This is a genomic window from Kosakonia oryziphila (assembly GCF_900094795.1).
GTDB classification, from domain to species: Bacteria; Pseudomonadota; Gammaproteobacteria; order Enterobacterales; family Enterobacteriaceae; genus Kosakonia; species Kosakonia oryziphila.
On record NZ_FMBC01000005.1, the window covers coordinates 1 to 15,004 of the forward strand.

General features: G+C 41.6%; 14 protein-coding genes and 1 pseudogene. 2 read left to right on the forward strand and 13 right to left on the reverse strand.

Features of this window, described 5'->3' with window-relative positions:
- Nucleotides 1-310, forward strand: a 310-nt coding sequence (locus GA0061070_RS03545) for an integrase core domain-containing protein (RefSeq protein ID WP_139109725.1), incomplete at its 5' end; no start/stop codon positions are given.
- A 36-nt stretch (nucleotides 311-346) separates the two neighbouring features.
- A pseudogene (locus GA0061070_RS24610) lies at nucleotides 347-481 on the forward strand (IS4 family transposase); the annotation flags it as partial.
- A 52-nt stretch (nucleotides 482-533) separates the two neighbouring features.
- Here GA0061070_RS24610 and ugd read toward each other — a convergent pair.
- The 13 genes from ugd to rfbF all read right to left on the reverse strand — a co-directional run bounded on the left by ugd (nucleotide 534) and on the right by rfbF (nucleotide 14,994).
- Nucleotides 534-1,700: a UDP-glucose 6-dehydrogenase gene (gene ugd, locus GA0061070_RS03550; protein ID WP_090133700.1), complete on the reverse strand. Its 1,167-nt coding sequence runs from the start codon at nucleotides 1,698-1,700 to the stop codon at nucleotides 534-536.
- Between the two features lie 265 nt (nucleotides 1,701-1,965).
- Nucleotides 1,966-3,372, reverse strand: coding sequence for an NADP-dependent phosphogluconate dehydrogenase (gene gndA, locus GA0061070_RS03555; RefSeq protein WP_090133702.1), 1,407 nt, complete (start codon nucleotides 3,370-3,372; stop codon nucleotides 1,966-1,968).
- A gap of 121 nt (nucleotides 3,373-3,493) precedes the next feature.
- Nucleotides 3,494-4,411, reverse strand: coding sequence for a glycosyltransferase family 2 protein (locus GA0061070_RS03560; RefSeq protein ID WP_090133703.1), 918 nt, complete (start codon nucleotides 4,409-4,411; stop codon nucleotides 3,494-3,496).
- On the reverse strand, nucleotides 4,408-5,292 hold the full coding sequence (locus tag GA0061070_RS03565) for a glycosyltransferase family 2 protein (protein WP_167353528.1): 885 nt from the start codon (nucleotides 5,290-5,292) through the stop codon (nucleotides 4,408-4,410). Before GA0061070_RS03565 ends, GA0061070_RS03560 begins: the two co-directional genes overlap by 4 nt.
- Nucleotides 5,261-6,484 (reverse strand): O-antigen polymerase, encoded by a 1,224-nt coding sequence (locus tag GA0061070_RS03570; RefSeq protein ID WP_090133706.1) that lies wholly within the window; start codon nucleotides 6,482-6,484, stop codon nucleotides 5,261-5,263. Before GA0061070_RS03570 ends, GA0061070_RS03565 begins: the two co-directional genes overlap by 32 nt.
- A 42-nt stretch (nucleotides 6,485-6,526) precedes the next feature.
- Nucleotides 6,527-7,963, reverse strand: a complete 1,437-nt coding sequence (gene wbaP, locus GA0061070_RS03575; protein WP_090133893.1) for an undecaprenyl-phosphate galactose phosphotransferase WbaP — start codon at nucleotides 7,961-7,963, stop codon at nucleotides 6,527-6,529.
- Between the two features lie 46 nt (nucleotides 7,964-8,009).
- Entirely contained in the window at nucleotides 8,010-8,990 is a 981-nt protein-coding gene (locus tag GA0061070_RS03580; RefSeq protein ID WP_244153027.1) for a glycosyltransferase, read from the reverse strand.
- Nucleotides 8,980-10,380 (reverse strand): O-unit flippase-like protein, encoded by a 1,401-nt coding sequence (wzx, locus tag GA0061070_RS03585; RefSeq protein WP_139109726.1) that lies wholly within the window; start codon nucleotides 10,378-10,380, stop codon nucleotides 8,980-8,982. Before wzx ends, GA0061070_RS03580 begins: the two co-directional genes overlap by 11 nt.
- On the reverse strand, nucleotides 10,346-11,212 hold the full coding sequence (locus GA0061070_RS03590) for an NAD-dependent epimerase/dehydratase family protein (RefSeq protein WP_090133709.1): 867 nt from the start codon (nucleotides 11,210-11,212) through the stop codon (nucleotides 10,346-10,348). Before GA0061070_RS03590 ends, wzx begins: the two co-directional genes overlap by 35 nt.
- A gap of 6 nt (nucleotides 11,213-11,218) precedes the next feature.
- Nucleotides 11,219-11,755, reverse strand: a complete 537-nt coding sequence (gene rfbC / locus GA0061070_RS03595) for a dTDP-4-dehydrorhamnose 3,5-epimerase (protein WP_244153028.1) — start codon at nucleotides 11,753-11,755, stop codon at nucleotides 11,219-11,221.
- Between the two features lie 48 nt (nucleotides 11,756-11,803).
- Nucleotides 11,804-13,117 (reverse strand): lipopolysaccharide biosynthesis protein RfbH, encoded by a 1,314-nt coding sequence (gene rfbH, locus GA0061070_RS03600; protein WP_090133713.1) that lies wholly within the window; start codon nucleotides 13,115-13,117, stop codon nucleotides 11,804-11,806.
- Between the two features lie 20 nt (nucleotides 13,118-13,137).
- Complete coding sequence (rfbG, locus tag GA0061070_RS03605; RefSeq protein ID WP_090133715.1) at nucleotides 13,138-14,217, reverse strand: CDP-glucose 4,6-dehydratase; 1,080 nt, start codon at nucleotides 14,215-14,217, stop codon at nucleotides 13,138-13,140.
- Between the two features lie 3 nt (nucleotides 14,218-14,220).
- Complete coding sequence (gene rfbF, locus GA0061070_RS03610) at nucleotides 14,221-14,994, reverse strand: glucose-1-phosphate cytidylyltransferase (RefSeq protein ID WP_090133717.1); 774 nt, start codon at nucleotides 14,992-14,994, stop codon at nucleotides 14,221-14,223.
- Nucleotides 14,995-15,004 lie beyond the last annotated feature (10 nt).

A 15,004-nucleotide genomic window follows, 5' to 3' on the forward strand; every position in this document is an offset into this window, starting at 1 on the left:
GTCGCTGTTCCGGACACTGAAATATGTCCCGCAGTGGCCGACATCGGGGTTCGGTACATTGGATGAGTCGCGTGAATGGGTAGAGGATTTTATGCAGTGGTATAACGAAACGCACAGACATAGCGGTATCAGATATGTGACGCCGGGTCAGCGACATCGTGGAGAAGACGGTGTGCTGTTGAAAAATCGGGATGAGGTGTACAAAAAGGCAAAAGCGCAACGGCCTGAACGCTGGTCTGGCAGAACACGAAACTGGCATCCGGCAGGTAAGGTAATGCTGAATCCAGAACGGGAAAAACAGGCAGCCTAAATAAACCGGGGGTGCCAACTACCTTGACACTTACCGCGCAGGGTGCTGTCGTATCTGACTTTGAGTGAAAATGTCATCCGGCAGTCGCCGGGACTCCTGTCGGGGATGAACCCCGACAGGGTATATGCCGATATGGCGAGGGCCTATCGAAACATCATCATGGTGTATTAATGATGTTTCTGGGGATCCCTCAGCCCTGATAGGCCGTTTTCATTTTTCGTCTTTAGTCGTTACCGAATAGATCGCGGGTATAGACTTTGTCCGCAACATCAGACAGTTCCTGCGCCATACGGTTGGAGATAATCACGTCAGCTTCCTTCTTAAACGTCTCCAGGTCGCGCACTACGCGGGAATGGAAGAATTCATCTTCCGGCATCACAGGCTCATAAATGATGACCTGTACGCCCTTCGCTTTAATGCGTTTCATGATGCCCTGAATAGACGACGCGCGGAAGTTATCGGAACCGCTCTTCATGATCAGACGGTAAACGCCGACCACTTTCGGTTTACGCGAGAGAATGGAATCGGCGATAAAGTCTTTGCGTGTACGGTTAGCATCAACGATAGCCGAAATAATGTTGTTCGGCACCGACTGATAGTTTGCCAGCAGCTGTTTGGTGTCCTTCGGCAAACAGTAGCCGCCGTAACCAAATGACGGATTGTTATAGTGGTTGCCAATGCGCGGATCGAGACAAACGCCTTCAATAATGTGACGGCTGTTCAGCCCCAGGCTTTCCGCGTAGCTGTCCAGCTCGTTGAAGTAAGCAACACGCATCGCCAGATAGGTGTTAGCGAACAGTTTGATCGCCTCAGCTTCCGTTGAATCGGTAAACAGCACGCGAATGTCTTTCTTAATTGCCCCTTCCTGCAATAGCGCAGCAAAACGCTCAGCACGTTCAGAACGCTCGCCAATTACGATACGTGATGGATGCAGGTTATCGTACAAGGCTTTCCCTTCACGCAGGAATTCTGGTGAGAAAATGATGTTATCCACGCCGAATTTTTCGCGAATAGACTTGGTAAAGCCCACCGGAATGGTGGATTTGATAATCATCACCGCCTGCGGGTTAATTTCCAGCACATCGCGGATCACCGATTCCACGCTGCTGGTATTGAAGTAGTTGGTTTTCGGGTCGTAATCCGTTGGAGTAGCAATAATCACAAAGTCGGCACCGCGGTAGGCTTCCTGCTTATCCGTAGTGGCACGGAAATTCAGCGGCTTATTCTGCAAATACTCCTGGATTTCCTTATCAACGATGGGAGAAATCTTCTGGTTAAGCATATCAACTTTGGATTGCACGATATCGAGCGCTACGACCTCATGGTTCTGCGCGATCAGAATCCCGTTTGATAGCCCAACGTAACCTGTTCCGGAGATTGTTATTTTCATTCGATAAGCAACTTTTGTGAGTGTATGAAAACGGAGATGACGAACCTGTCGCCACCCACTTAATATCAATAACTGTTGGGGTTTTTACCTCTTCTGTTGAGGAACTGTCAAGGTGACAACCAGCCTGCAACAGTGGCGTTGATGCGAAGTTTAATGTCGATATGTCAACAAATTAAAGATGAGTGCCCTGAAAAGCCGCTCTGCGGCCGAAAAAAAACCCGGTTGTGCTAACCGGGCTTACATTTATCAAACGAATGATTTCAGATTAATCCAGCCACTCGGTGTGGAAGATACCTTCTTTGTCAGTACGTTTATAGGTATGAGCACCGAAGTAGTCGCGCTGAGCCTGAATCAGGTTCGCTGGCAGCACAGCGGAACGGTAGCTGTCGTAATAAGCCACGGCGGCAGAGAAAGTTGGTACCGGAATACCGTTCTGCACAGCGTAAGCCACGACATCACGCAGTGCCTGCTGGTAGTCATCAGCAATTTTCTTGAAGTACGGTGCCAGCAACAGGTTGGCGATTGCCGGTGTTTCTGCATAAGCGTCAGTGATTTTCTGCAGGAACTGCGCACGAATGATGCAGCCTGCGCGGAAAATCTTCGCGATTTCGCCGTAGTTCAGATCCCAGTTGTGCTCGTCAGAAGCGGCTCGTAATTGAGAGAAGCCCTGCGCGTAAGAGACGATTTTACCCAGATAGAGGGCGCGACGCACTTTCTCGATAAACTCCGCTTTATCGCCTGCCGCTTTCGCCAGCGGGCCGGAAAGTACTTTAGAAGCCGCAACGCGTTGAACTTTCAGAGAGGAGATGTAGCGCGCGAAAACGGATTCGGTGATCAGCGACAGCGGCTCGCCGAGATCCAGAGAGCTCTGACTGGTCCATTTACCAGTACCTTTGTTTGCCGCTTCATCCAGGATCACATCAACCAGGTATTTGCCCTCTTCATCTTTCTTGGTGAAGATGTCTTTGGTGATGTCGATCAGATAGCTGCTCAGCTCGCCGGCATTCCACTCGCTGAAGGTTTTCGCCAGCTCTTCATTAGAGAGGTTCAAACCGCCTTTTAGCAGCGCGTAGGCTTCAGCGATCAGTTGCATGTCGCCGTATTCGATGCCGTTGTGCACCATTTTCACGTAGTGGCCCGCGCCATCCGGACCGATGTAAGTGACGCACGGTTCGCCATCTTCCGCCACAGCAGCGATTTTCGTCAGGATCGGCGCAACCAGTTCATACGCTTCTTTCTGACCACCAGGCATGATTGACGGGCCTTTCAGCGCGCCTTCTTCACCGCCGGAAACACCGGTACCAATGAAGTTAAAACCTTCTGCAGAAAGTTCGCGGTTACGACGGATGGTGTCCTGGAAGAAGGTATTACCACCATCGATGATGATGTCGCCTTTGTCCAGATAAGGTTTCAGGGAGTCGATAGCAGCATCGGTACCTGCGCCTGCCTTCACCATCAGCAGGATGCGGCGCGGTGTCTCCAGGGATTCGACAAATTCTCGCACGGTATAGTAAGGAACCAGCTTTTTGCCCGGATTTTCGGCAATCACTTCTTCGGTTTTTTCGCGGGAGCGGTTGAACACGGAAACGGTGTAGCCACGGCTCTCAATGTTGAGCGCCAGGTTGCGCCCCATCACTGCCATACCCACAACGCCGATTTGTTGCTTGGACATTACATACTCCTGTCAAGTGACATCATGTTATTGCGAAATACTCTACCAGAACAAACTACAAGCGAGAACAACGATGGTTTATCAAAAGATAGCATTTTACGTTCTGGAGCCGCTCAATAGATTATTTCTTAATCCAGTAACTTTTATACATGCTTAATTTAGGTAATAAGGATTTTGGTATTTTATTCCAGCGCAAACCAAGCTTAAAGCCCACTAATTTCGCAATGGTATTCAGAATCGACAAGGGTATCCATGATGGATTAGTTTTCAAAAGATATTTCAATTCTGATATAACAAATCTTTTCCCTTCTCCATCCAACACACCAAATCTTTCTCTTATCCAATTTTCTTGAGAATGGAAAACACCCGTATCGAAATATCTTTTAAATTCTTCAATCGGAGAGTAATTATGTGAATGGCGTACACAAGCTTCAGCACAATAACCGACCTTCTTTCCATCAAGTAAAAATTTTGCAGCAACATACATATCTTCAGCAAGAATAGTATCTAATGGAAAACCACCAACGCCAAGAAGATCGACTGTTCGATACGCGGCGAATGAGTTGGACATGAATGCCGCTTTGATACCCAAGATTGGTATGTCATTCGCTGTTTTAACTACAGATGTCTGCGGATAGTTATACCACCTGGCATGGCAAGCAAGAGGATTTGCCGTCACATGAGGCAGCTGCCTGCCACATATAGCAGCAATTTTCTTATCCGATTCAAAGAAAGATAATAGATTTGCAAATTCAAAAGGTGAATTGAGGATCGCATCTTGAGTGAGGAATACAATAAATTCAGCATCGCTCACTAGCCTAGCGGCCATATTCCTTGTCCCACCATGATTAAACTCAGAAGATGGAATAATTTTAATACAATCTGTGTATCCCGAAGCTAACGCAACCGTATCGTCTCTAGAGCTGGAATCTATGACCAAAATTTTATTAGGTTGAACACTTTGTTTTGTAATTGATTCCAGACATTCTTTAAATACATCCCCGCCATTATAGGTTGGTATAACTACAGTAAAATTCATTTCAAATATCCCTTTGCGTGGGCTGAAGCATAGGCACAAGATTTTTTCAAACCAGATCCTGAAAACAACAACATCAAGAATAACACCACGAACATTATAAAACTTTTTTTATACGCAGGTTTATCACCATACAAAACTCGCTTATTAATATTTACTCGCTTAGTAATATCCTTTAACGATTCATTATGCGAATGTGCGATAGTAAGCGATGGAATATAATGAACATGATGATTTTTATCAATAACCGAAATTGCCCACAAAAAATCCTCACTTGCAGCAACGTCAGGGAAAGCTGTTTCAATGGCTAAATTGGTTTTAAAAAAAGAGCCAGCATTACTGAATCGCAAACCTATTTTATCCGCCATGCTAAATATTTTGGTTTCCTTTCTCGCCGGAAAACTTTTATTCAGCGTCAACACATCATAAAGAGAATAACCGTTATTATGATTTACAACCTGCCGGAAGTACCCACACTCACTTCCTTTTTCTATTTCCTCACCTAGTCTTTGTAAGAAATCATCACCAATCATTTCAATATGAGCTGATAATAAAATACAGTTAGGCGCTCTGGCACACTCCACTAAAAAATTACAGGTTTTGGAAAATGAAAATTCATTTGCATTTATAGCGTAAATTATAAAATTTTTGCAATTCTCCATTACAATTTCAACACTGTTATCTTTACTTTCACTATCTAAAAATATTAACTCGTAATTATAACTTGTTAGCTGCGCCGAAAGTGATTTTATAAAGTGTGGTAACATTTTCTCCTCATTCTTCATTCTGACCAGAATCGAAAAAAAAGGAGTTTCATCTAAATTCCTGACATCCTTTACTACGCGAAGAGAATCAAACCATGTTTTTTCTTTTTGTTTCAGCATACTTGACAATCCTGGAATCATATCTTGCAATGAAGCAAAAATAAATCACCACAAGCTGGAATATAATAGGTAAATACATATAGTGATTATAAAATACACTTAACATATTACATTGCATAAGCACACAAAAGCAAAGTACTGATCGCGTATCTTTTTTACTTTGCAAAAAAGTAACAAAAAAACCAGAAAAGAAAGCAAGTAAAAATACACCGATATACCCTAAATCTCTATAGGGATCAATATATGCCGTGCTAACATTGAATGCCTGCGTTACCAAATAATATGTTGAATCGTAGGTTAGATCACCATAAATCAAATTTCTTAGAAAAGAAGGAATCAATAATATCGTTGAATTATCCAGTCCAATATTCCATTCAGGAGAAATCGTATTAAAGACATGTATAAGGTTATTCAAAGGTGTTACAAGGTACATGTACACCCATAAAAACCCAGAAGGTAACCAATCTGGATAGTTATCATTAACTGCAGCTAATTCAAAGAAAGTTGTTTTGCCTGTACGTGCATCGCCAACCACCCCGAAAATCAGAATCAGGATAAGTAGCAATAATATCGATTTAGCAAATTTATAATAATTTATTTTAGTGAAATAAAAATGCAGAATAGCCATTTGAATCACATTCACTATCAATAAATTTCGAGATATAACTATCAGTGCCCAAAAACAAGCAAACAAAGGAATTAGCAAATGTCTTTTATTACCTGTCATTAAATACAAATAATAAGAAACTAATGAAGTTGCAAGTATCAATGAATTAAGAAAACCATGTATACTTGCTATTCCGAAGTCAAAATAAGTTTTACCATTACCAATAATCAACCACAATACTGGTACGCCCTGGCAATAGACGACTTCGAACACAGTCATCATACTCCAAAACCAAAAAAATATTTTGACCCTCCTTATTAGTTGTGAAATAAAAGATTCAGTTATCGTATGAACATGATCATTCTGACTGTAATTAGTCACAACCCTCATAATTAACCAACCGATAAAGAAACTGGCAATAATTAGATAAGTGGCAAAAAAAGCTTGTAAAGTAGAATAATACAACAACTTGGAAAAATGTAATGAATAAAGAAAAAGCACTATATTCCATACTATAAAGAAAATCGCCAGTGGTCCAAATATTAAATTGCGACCAGTTACTTTGCGAATGATAGCATCATTCATTTTAACTCCTATAACTGCTGCACCATTACACAAAAATAATGGTCAGTAAGCACCGCTTCGATATACAACAACGCTGATTGTCTTTATCAGAATCACAATATCATTCCACAAAGACCAGTTTTTAACGTACCATGAGTCAAAATATACGCGTCTCTCGTAATCAACATCATTGCGACCACTTACCTGCCATAAACCGGTCATACCAGGACGAACCATTAGATAATATTCAACATCATCACCATATTTTTCAAGTTCTTCGTCCACGACAGGTCTAGGCCCAACCAAGCTCATTTCGCCACGCACCACATTCCATAATTGAGGTAATTCATCAAGGCTTGTGTTCCGTATAAAATGGCCAATCTTTGTAATACGAGGATCATTTTTAAGTTTATGATCTTTTTCCCATTCTAACCTTGCTGATGGGTCAGTCTCTAATAAACTCTTCAGCACTTGCTCAGAGTTATGCACCATAGAGCGTAGCTTGTAACAATTGAACTTTTGACCATTACGGCCAACGCGAACCTGGCTATAAAATGTCTTGCCTCCATCTTTTCTAATCTTATAACTTAAAATGATAAACAATGGCCAAATCATAGCAAGAATAGTCACAGCACAAACGACATCAAAAATACGCTTAAAAATACGTGATGATAATCTTCCAAGGTTATTACCAACCTTCAGGATCATCAATTCTTCGCTGAAAAAGTAGGACAACTCTGTACCATATAGTGGAACACCACGTAACGGGGGAATTACAGATACATAGTGAAAACCTGGTTTTGAAGTTAGGCGCAAATAGTGGTCACATTCATTTTGCTCATTGTATTCCAGAGCAATTATCACTTGGTAATTATCTTTCGCTAAATCTCTTAGTTGTAATTCTTTTTCAGTGAATAACAAATCAGGGTCTACGAGATTAGAGAGGTAAGATTTATCTGTAACAAGAAAACCTTTTACTTCCAGACCTAAGTATTTTTCACGTTTAACGGCACAATAGGCCAAATATGCATTATCGGAACTGCCTATTATTAACGTCGGACGTTGCCAATATTTCAATCGCAATAAAATTGTTTTTGTAAGAAAACGTAGACATGGTACTAACAAAAAAGCAAGCAACCAAGTGCTACCAAATGAGTAACGGGACACTTCCCATTTAGTTATAGCCACGAGTGCCAGATCAAAAATAGAGAAAATAACGATAGTTCGTAATATCTCTTTTAACTCACTCCAGAAGGGTTTCCTGCTAGTATAATGTCTCAAACGTATACTGAACCAAAATATAAAAAAAGCATATAGTAATGCCAATGTATGAAATCTAGTTGAGAAATATGCTGCTGGAATAAACCTGTTGAGTCCTCCCTCTGCAAACGTTAAGAAAAAGCACGAAATAAAAAAAGAGGAAAATAACGCAACGAGATCGGAACAGATTAGAATAACATTACATTTTAATTCTCTGTGAGAATTTTTTATCGACATCATCGAATAGTTGCTCATTTATATTATTTCTTAAGTCAAATGCTACACATTAACGCAATGTAAAGAATATCGCGCAACGAACTCTTAGAATGAAATACTTTAAAATATTAATTACGTTTTTCTTATGCTTAACTTCATTATTACTCCATGAGAAATTAAAAAGCATACTATCTCTCTGTTTCAATAAATTAGTATATTTCGCATACGCTTTCATCACCGGTACATTTCTACATATCTCTTCGCGAAGCTGAAAATCCTTCTCTATAAACGCATCAATAGTTTGTTGCTTCATCGTTTCGTTTTCTCTTATTCGATATAGCGCAACATGTTCAGGATCAATATATACAGTACCGAATTTAACTATCCATTTCGACCAAAAATGATAATCCGCAACCGGGTAATAACCTTCATCAAAGCCCCCAATGGCAATAGCTTTGTCTCGATTAAATACTACAGCCAATGTCCCCATAAATACATTGAGAAAGAAGAGAGTTTTGATATCAATAACTCTTCTACGTTTGTGCTTAATTTCACGAACACGTGTATAAAACTTCTTGATGAAGCTATATAACAGGTGAGTGCGTGGTTTACTTGCAGCAGTTCTTTCATCCAAGACCCCGCAATTGAATGCCACGAAGTCATCTTTCTCAAGCCGACTGATATCTAAAGTAGAGGAAAAATTATCTTTAAGGAGATCATCGTCATGCAATAAGGTAATGTATTTACCCTTAGCCAACATCAAACATTGATTCCAGTTACCAAACATTCCATAATTTTCTGAATTTTTATAATATTTAAACTGAAATCTTTCGAACTCCTTCATTTCCTGCAAAGCCAACATATCATTATCCGGATCATTGTCCACAACGATCACTTCGATATTAATTTTAAAATCATTTGCAAAGACACTACGTAATGTTTCCTTCAGCAAATCAAATCGTTTATAAGTAGGTATTGCTATAGTTAAAAGCACATCCCCTTCATAATCCATTGTATTTATTATACAGCGATTAGCTTTTTCACTTAGCATACGAGAAAAACTCCTTATAAACCGTCACTGGCCATTTCCAGTTATTATAGGAAAGTTGAATTATGCCCTGCGCTATGATCAACCCCATAACGCCTAAATCTGTATATTTCAGTAACAGATATGATGTTAATACAATGAAGAAACCTGATAGTAATGCAGGTTTGACAAAAGGAACCTTATTCTGCGTCGTAATAACAGTTGCACAAATAGAATGCGTTAACTCAAGGAAATACACAACCGCCAGTAATACGAGAAACTTACTGTCCAGGAAATGCACTTTAAGGTTAAGGAACTCAGTCAAAAAATTTGCCAGTACATAAAAAGTGAGAAACCCAAGTATATATATAGAACAAGAGAGGCTCAGCGTTTTAGCAATGCTTTTCTGTAAGCCCGTGCGATCACCCCTTAAAACTAAAGAAGAAAGCTGCGGTACTTTTATAGTCACGAATACATTCCCTACAGCCAACAGTGCCATATACACTTGTAAAGTAAATGTATAAGCACCTGCGAGTGCGAGGGGCAAATACAGCCCTGCAATCAGGATGGTCGCGCGGCTTATCATAAAACTGCCCAGGCTTACTGTTCCAAGCTTGATTGTATTATACGCAATGAAGGGTATTGTTGATTCCGACTGCATCACGACATTTTTTGTTTTGCGAATATTATCGTTGCGATTATAAAAGTAGGAACTTACGGCCCTGTTAATAAATATTGAAATGACAAAGACAACTGAAAAACCAATTATGCTTGAATGGAAAAGCAAAACGAACATTGTCAATACAAGCCAGGACAATTTACCTGCAATATTTGCATAGTAGGAATGTTGAATTACACCTAAGCCACACAGAACAGGCGTGTAGTATAAATAATAAAGATTGAGCAAAAGCCCGAGAGAAAAAATCCCCCATGCAATGATAATCTCAGTAGCTAAATGCTCCGGGGAAATGAGCCAAAAATACCCCCCCCCACCCAGAGTAATGATAAAAAACGCAACTACTGTAATATATGAATATATATGCTTAATATCTTTTAATAATCTTAGCAACAAAGGAAATGATATAATTGCATCATCAGAAATTGCAACGATACCATCTTTTTGTAATGTCTTTGCGCCACCAATAACATAGCTGACATTGCGAATTGTCGTCGGCGACAAACCAAAGTCAAAAAGATTTATAAGTACCATCATCGATAAAAATATGACCCAAATACTACCATGTTCAGCATCAGTAGTTTTCAAGCCAATCACTGTTATAATGAACGGTGATAGAATATTGACAAACTGATTAATCAGGCCAGTAAGTAACTGGCCATATTTTTTTATCATTGTTGCTACAACCATTAATATGAAAGTATCAATACCTGTTAGAAAGTTTAATACCTTCTTCAAGCGGAATCTCTGGCTTCCATCCGGGAAGAATCATTAAATTATTAGCGGGATGCATAACTTCTCTTTCACGATATTCTCGCCCACCCCAGTTGATATTTAACTGACACTGATTAGCAGATTCGTATATTTTGGCCAACTCTTTTAGTGAAACTGCGTTTTCTGAATATAAACCGAAAGAAGTAATATAACTCTCACTTTGTTTGCATAGCATATCCACAGCAATGCCATAGGCCCGGCAAATATCATCAATATGGATGAGATCAATCATCTGTTCACCAGGTGACATATCCAACTTTTCTTGGGTTTTCGCCAATCGGTCCAACAAAGAGATTAATTTTCCTCGGGAGTCACTAGGTCCATAAGAATCATAAATTTTCAGCGTAATGCAGCTAAATCCCTTCGCCATTACATAATATTTGACAATATCTTCAAATGATTGCTTCGTCGCGGCATAAAGATTTACCGGATTGTATTCCTCAGAATCATAATGTTGCCACGATGTACCCGTATTGATCAGTCTGGTAACACCATTTTCTGCCATAGCTTCTAGTAACTGAGTTGGGAAGAGAATATTACTGCTAATCAGGTTATGGATATCTTCGTATTTATGCGCAGCTAAAAACAGGGACGCAATATGTACGACACAATCGGGTTTAATAAATCCTATAAGTGACTTTAGATTATCATCGGTTAATAGATGGTAATGGAGTTCCGGATTGAGCACCTGGATTTCTCGTCTCACCAGACCATGGACTTCATGGCCCTGGCTGAGTAAATACTTCATTACAGCGTTACCAATATATCCCGTCACACCAGTCAGTAATATTTTCATATAAACTCAAAATGGGCTATTAAACTCAGAAAAGGTAGAATGTTTAGTATCTCGGTCTGAAATGACTGGTGCGCTTACAGGCCAGTTATAACCAAAACTGTCCCACCGAATGCCGCAGTCTTTCATTGGATCATGAACGGTGCTGGTTTTATATACCATTACACTATTATCTTCTAATGAAAGAAAACCATGCGCAATACCTCTAGGGAGGAATAATGCCCTGGCATTTTCACCACTCAGTTCTATTCCCATCGACTGTCCGTAAGTTGGAGAGTTCTTTCTGATATCAAGGAATACATCCAGCACGCTTCCATTCATGCAATAAACCAGTTTTTCATGGTCAGAGGGTGGCAACTGGAAATGCATGCCTCTTAATACATCTTTTCTGGAGACAGAATAAAACTCTTCTGCAAGATCTATCTTGATACCGTTTTCTTCAAATATATTCTTGTGGTAGGTTTTGACGAATCCACCGCGTACATCCATAAATTTTGAAGATTCAATCAGAAAACAGCCAGGGAATTGGAGTTCTGTTATTTTCATAGAAATAATAAGAGAGCGTTAGCTCTCTTATTTCCTTAGTAGGGATGATTAGAAATTCAGACCAAAGAACTCTTCGAATTTAGAGACAACATAATCCAGATGTTCTTTTGTCAGGCCTGGATAAATACCGATCCAGAAAGTCTGATTCATAATGCGGTCAGTATTGGTTAACTCACCGACAACACGATATTTCACATTTGCAAAATATGGCTGGCGGGTAAGGTTACCTGCGAATAGTAAGCGGGTACCGATTTTTGCGTCATCAAGGAATTTCACCAGGTCAACGCGCGTAACACCACTGGTCTCTTTGAGCGTAATCGGGAAACCAAACCACGACGGATCCGATTTTTCAGTAGCTTCCGGTAATTCCAGAAACTCCGCACAAGACTGAAGACCTTGTTTGAGATAAGCAAAGTTCTCTTTACGCAGACGAACAAATTCATCAATGCGTTCCAACTGCGCCAGACCACACGCTGCCTGCATATCGGTAATTTTGAGGTTATAACCCAGATGAGAATAGGTATATTTGTGATCATAGCCGAACGGCAGCGAACCCAGTTGATGACCGAAGCGCTTACCACAGGTATTATCACAGCCCGGTGCGCAGTAGCAATCACGGCCCCAGTCGCGGAAAGATTCAATCAGCTTTTTCAGCTCAGGAGATTTGGTGAATACCGCGCCGCCCTCACCCATCGTGATATGGTGAGCAGGATAGAAACTTACGGTACCGATATCACCGAAGGTACCGACCATTTTGCCATCATAAGTCGTACCAAGTGCATCGCAGCAGTCTTCAATCAGCCACAGATTATATTTATCGGCAATACGGCGAACTTCCGTCAGATCGAAGGCGTTACCCAGCGTATGGGCAATCATGATAGCCTTGGTTTTATCTGATACTGCCGCTTCAATCAGTTTCGAATCGACGTTATAAGTCGGGATATCAACATCGATAAATACCGGAATTAAACCATTCTGGATCGTCGGGTTAACGGTGGTAGGGAACCCCGCAGCGACTGTAATTACTTCATCACCCGGTTTTAGGGCGCGGTCACCCAATTTTGGCGACGTCAATGCAGTTAATGCCAGCAGGTTTGCTGAAGAGCCTGAAGTGGTAGTCAGAACATACGGGACACCAATGAACTCACCCAGTTTTTTTTCAAAAGCATCGTTAAAACGGCCCGTAGTTAACCAACCATCCAACGATGCTTCTACCATCAATTGAAGCTCTTTTGCACCGATCACTTTGCCAGAAGGCGGTACGACACTGCTGCCAGCAACAAACGGCTTTGGATTTAACGCTTCGTCAGCATATTGGGCAACTAGTTGAGAGATTTGCTCACGCAGGTTATTTGCGCTCATCGCTTTTTCCTGTTAGTCAATTATTTCAAAGAGGTTTTCATGTATTCGCTGATTTCGTTCCGTGAACAAGCAAGCATATCTTCACCAGCAATCCATGCTTTATGCCATTTAACAATACGCTGCAGCGTTTCAACTAAATTCCAGCGCGGCTGCCATCCCAGGCGCATACGCGCTTTGGAACAGTCGAGTTTTAGATAGTGAGCCTCATGTGGATGCTCATTACCGTCCAACAGCCACGCTGCATCGTCTCCCCAAATTTTCACCATGGTTTCAACGATAAACTGCACGGGCATTGCATCATCTTCGCGTGGTCCAAAGTTCCAGCCCTCAGCGAAAGCAGGACCTTCCTTATACAACCGCTGGGCGATAGTGATGTAGCCAGACAGAGGTTCAAGCACATGCTGCCACGGGCGAATAGCGTGTGGGTTGCGGATAATAACAGTTTGATTGTTCTCAAACGAACGCAAAATATCCGGAATCAAACGATCTTTCGCCCAGTCACCACCGCCAATCACGTTACCCGCGCGCACGGAAGCGAGAGCAACCCCGTGTTTTGCATAGTCTTTTTCATTAAAAAACGAGTTTCTGTAGGCAGAGGCTACTAACTCAGCGCATCCTTTACTGTTTGAGTAAGGATCGTAACCTCCCATTGCCTCGTGCTCACGATAGCCCCAGACCCATTCGCGGTTTTCGTAGCATTTGTCACTGGTAATATTGACGATCGCCTTTACGCCACCCACGCGTTTAACCGCTTCCAGCAAATGGACTGTGCCCATTACATTGGTCGAATAGGTCTCGATAGGCTCATCGTAGGAGAGTCTGACTAGCGGCTGCGCGGCCATATGAAAGACGATTTCAGGCCTGAACGCACTGATTGCCGCATGTAACTGATCAAAGTTACGAATATCACCAATCGTTGAATCAATCAGATCGTCGACGGCTGCACTTTCATATAAAGAGGGCTCAGTAGGAGGATTCAGCGAATACCCCTTAAGCACCGCACCCATCGATTGCAGCCAGAGCGTTAACCATGAGCCTTTAAACCCAGTATGACCAGTGATAAAGACTCGTTTACCTTTCCAGAATGATGCGTCAATCATCTTTTACTCCCACGTTTTCCAGGGAGCATTTCCTTTTTCCCAAAGACCTTCCAGATAAGTTTTATCACGAAGGGTATCCATCGGCTGCCAGAAACCAGGATGCTCAAACGCCATTAACTCGCCCTCTTCAGCAAGCTGCATTAGCGGTTCTTGTTCCCATGTCGTCGCATCATTTTCGATAAGATCGATAACAGACGGGTGCAGAACGAAGAACCCACCGTTGATCATGGCACCATCGCCTTTCGGTTTTTCTTTAAACGAACGAACCTGGCGATTCTGAATATCCAGAGCACCAAAACGGCCTGGCGGGAAAGTAGCGGTCAGCGTGGCTTTTTTACCATGTTTACGGTGGAAATCGATCGTCGCGCTAATATCCAAATCAGATACGCCATCGCCGTAAGTAAACAGAAAAGCCTCATCCTCTTTGACATAATCGCGTACACGTTTCAGGCGTCCGCCTGTCATTGAGGCTTCACCAGTATCAACGAGTGTGACGTTCCAGGGTTCTACACGCTTCTGATGAACTTCCATGCGGTTTTCTGCCATATGAAAAGTCACATCGGACATATGCAGAAAATAGTTGGCGAAATACTCTTTAATGACATATCCCTTGTATCCGCAGCAAATAACAAAATCACGGATACCGTGAGCAGAATACATTTTCATGATATGCCATAAAATCGGTTTACCACCGATTTCAACCATGGGTTTTGGTTTTAATACGGTCTCTTCACTTAAACGTGTACCCAACCCACCGGCTAAAATAACGGCTTTCATCTCTTTATCC

What these genes read in the sequence shown, in the direction of transcription:
- GA0061070_RS03580 (WP_244153027.1), bottom strand. Translation starts at nt 8,990, where the DNA reads ATGCTAAGTGAAAAAGCTAATCGCTGTATAATAAATACAATGGATTAT.
- GA0061070_RS03565 (WP_167353528.1), bottom strand. Translation starts at nt 5,292, where the DNA reads ATGCTGAAACAAAAAGAAAAAACATGGTTTGATTCTCTTCGCGTAGTA.
- gndA (WP_090133702.1), bottom strand. Translation starts at nt 3,372, where the DNA reads ATGTCCAAGCAACAAATCGGCGTTGTGGGTATGGCAGTGATGGGGCGC.
- GA0061070_RS03590 (WP_090133709.1), bottom strand. Translation starts at nt 11,212, where the DNA reads ATGAAAATATTACTGACTGGTGTGACGGGATATATTGGTAACGCTGTA.
- rfbH (WP_090133713.1), bottom strand. Translation starts at nt 13,117, where the DNA reads ATGAGCGCAAATAACCTGCGTGAGCAAATCTCTCAACTAGTTGCCCAA.
- GA0061070_RS03570 (WP_090133706.1), bottom strand. Translation starts at nt 6,484, where the DNA reads ATGAATGATGCTATCATTCGCAAAGTAACTGGTCGCAATTTAATATTT.
- rfbG (WP_090133715.1), bottom strand. Translation starts at nt 14,217, where the DNA reads ATGATTGACGCATCATTCTGGAAAGGTAAACGAGTCTTTATCACTGGT.
- ugd (WP_090133700.1), bottom strand. Translation starts at nt 1,700, where the DNA reads ATGAAAATAACAATCTCCGGAACAGGTTACGTTGGGCTATCAAACGGG.
- wbaP (WP_090133893.1), bottom strand. Translation starts at nt 7,963, where the DNA reads ATGATGTCGATAAAAAATTCTCACAGAGAATTAAAATGTAATGTTATT.
- rfbF (WP_090133717.1), bottom strand. Translation starts at nt 14,994, where the DNA reads ATGAAAGCCGTTATTTTAGCCGGTGGGTTGGGTACACGTTTAAGTGAA.
- rfbC (WP_244153028.1), bottom strand. Translation starts at nt 11,755, where the DNA reads ATGAAAATAACAGAACTCCAATTCCCTGGCTGTTTTCTGATTGAATCT.
- GA0061070_RS03560 (WP_090133703.1), bottom strand. Translation starts at nt 4,411, where the DNA reads ATGAATTTTACTGTAGTTATACCAACCTATAATGGCGGGGATGTATTT.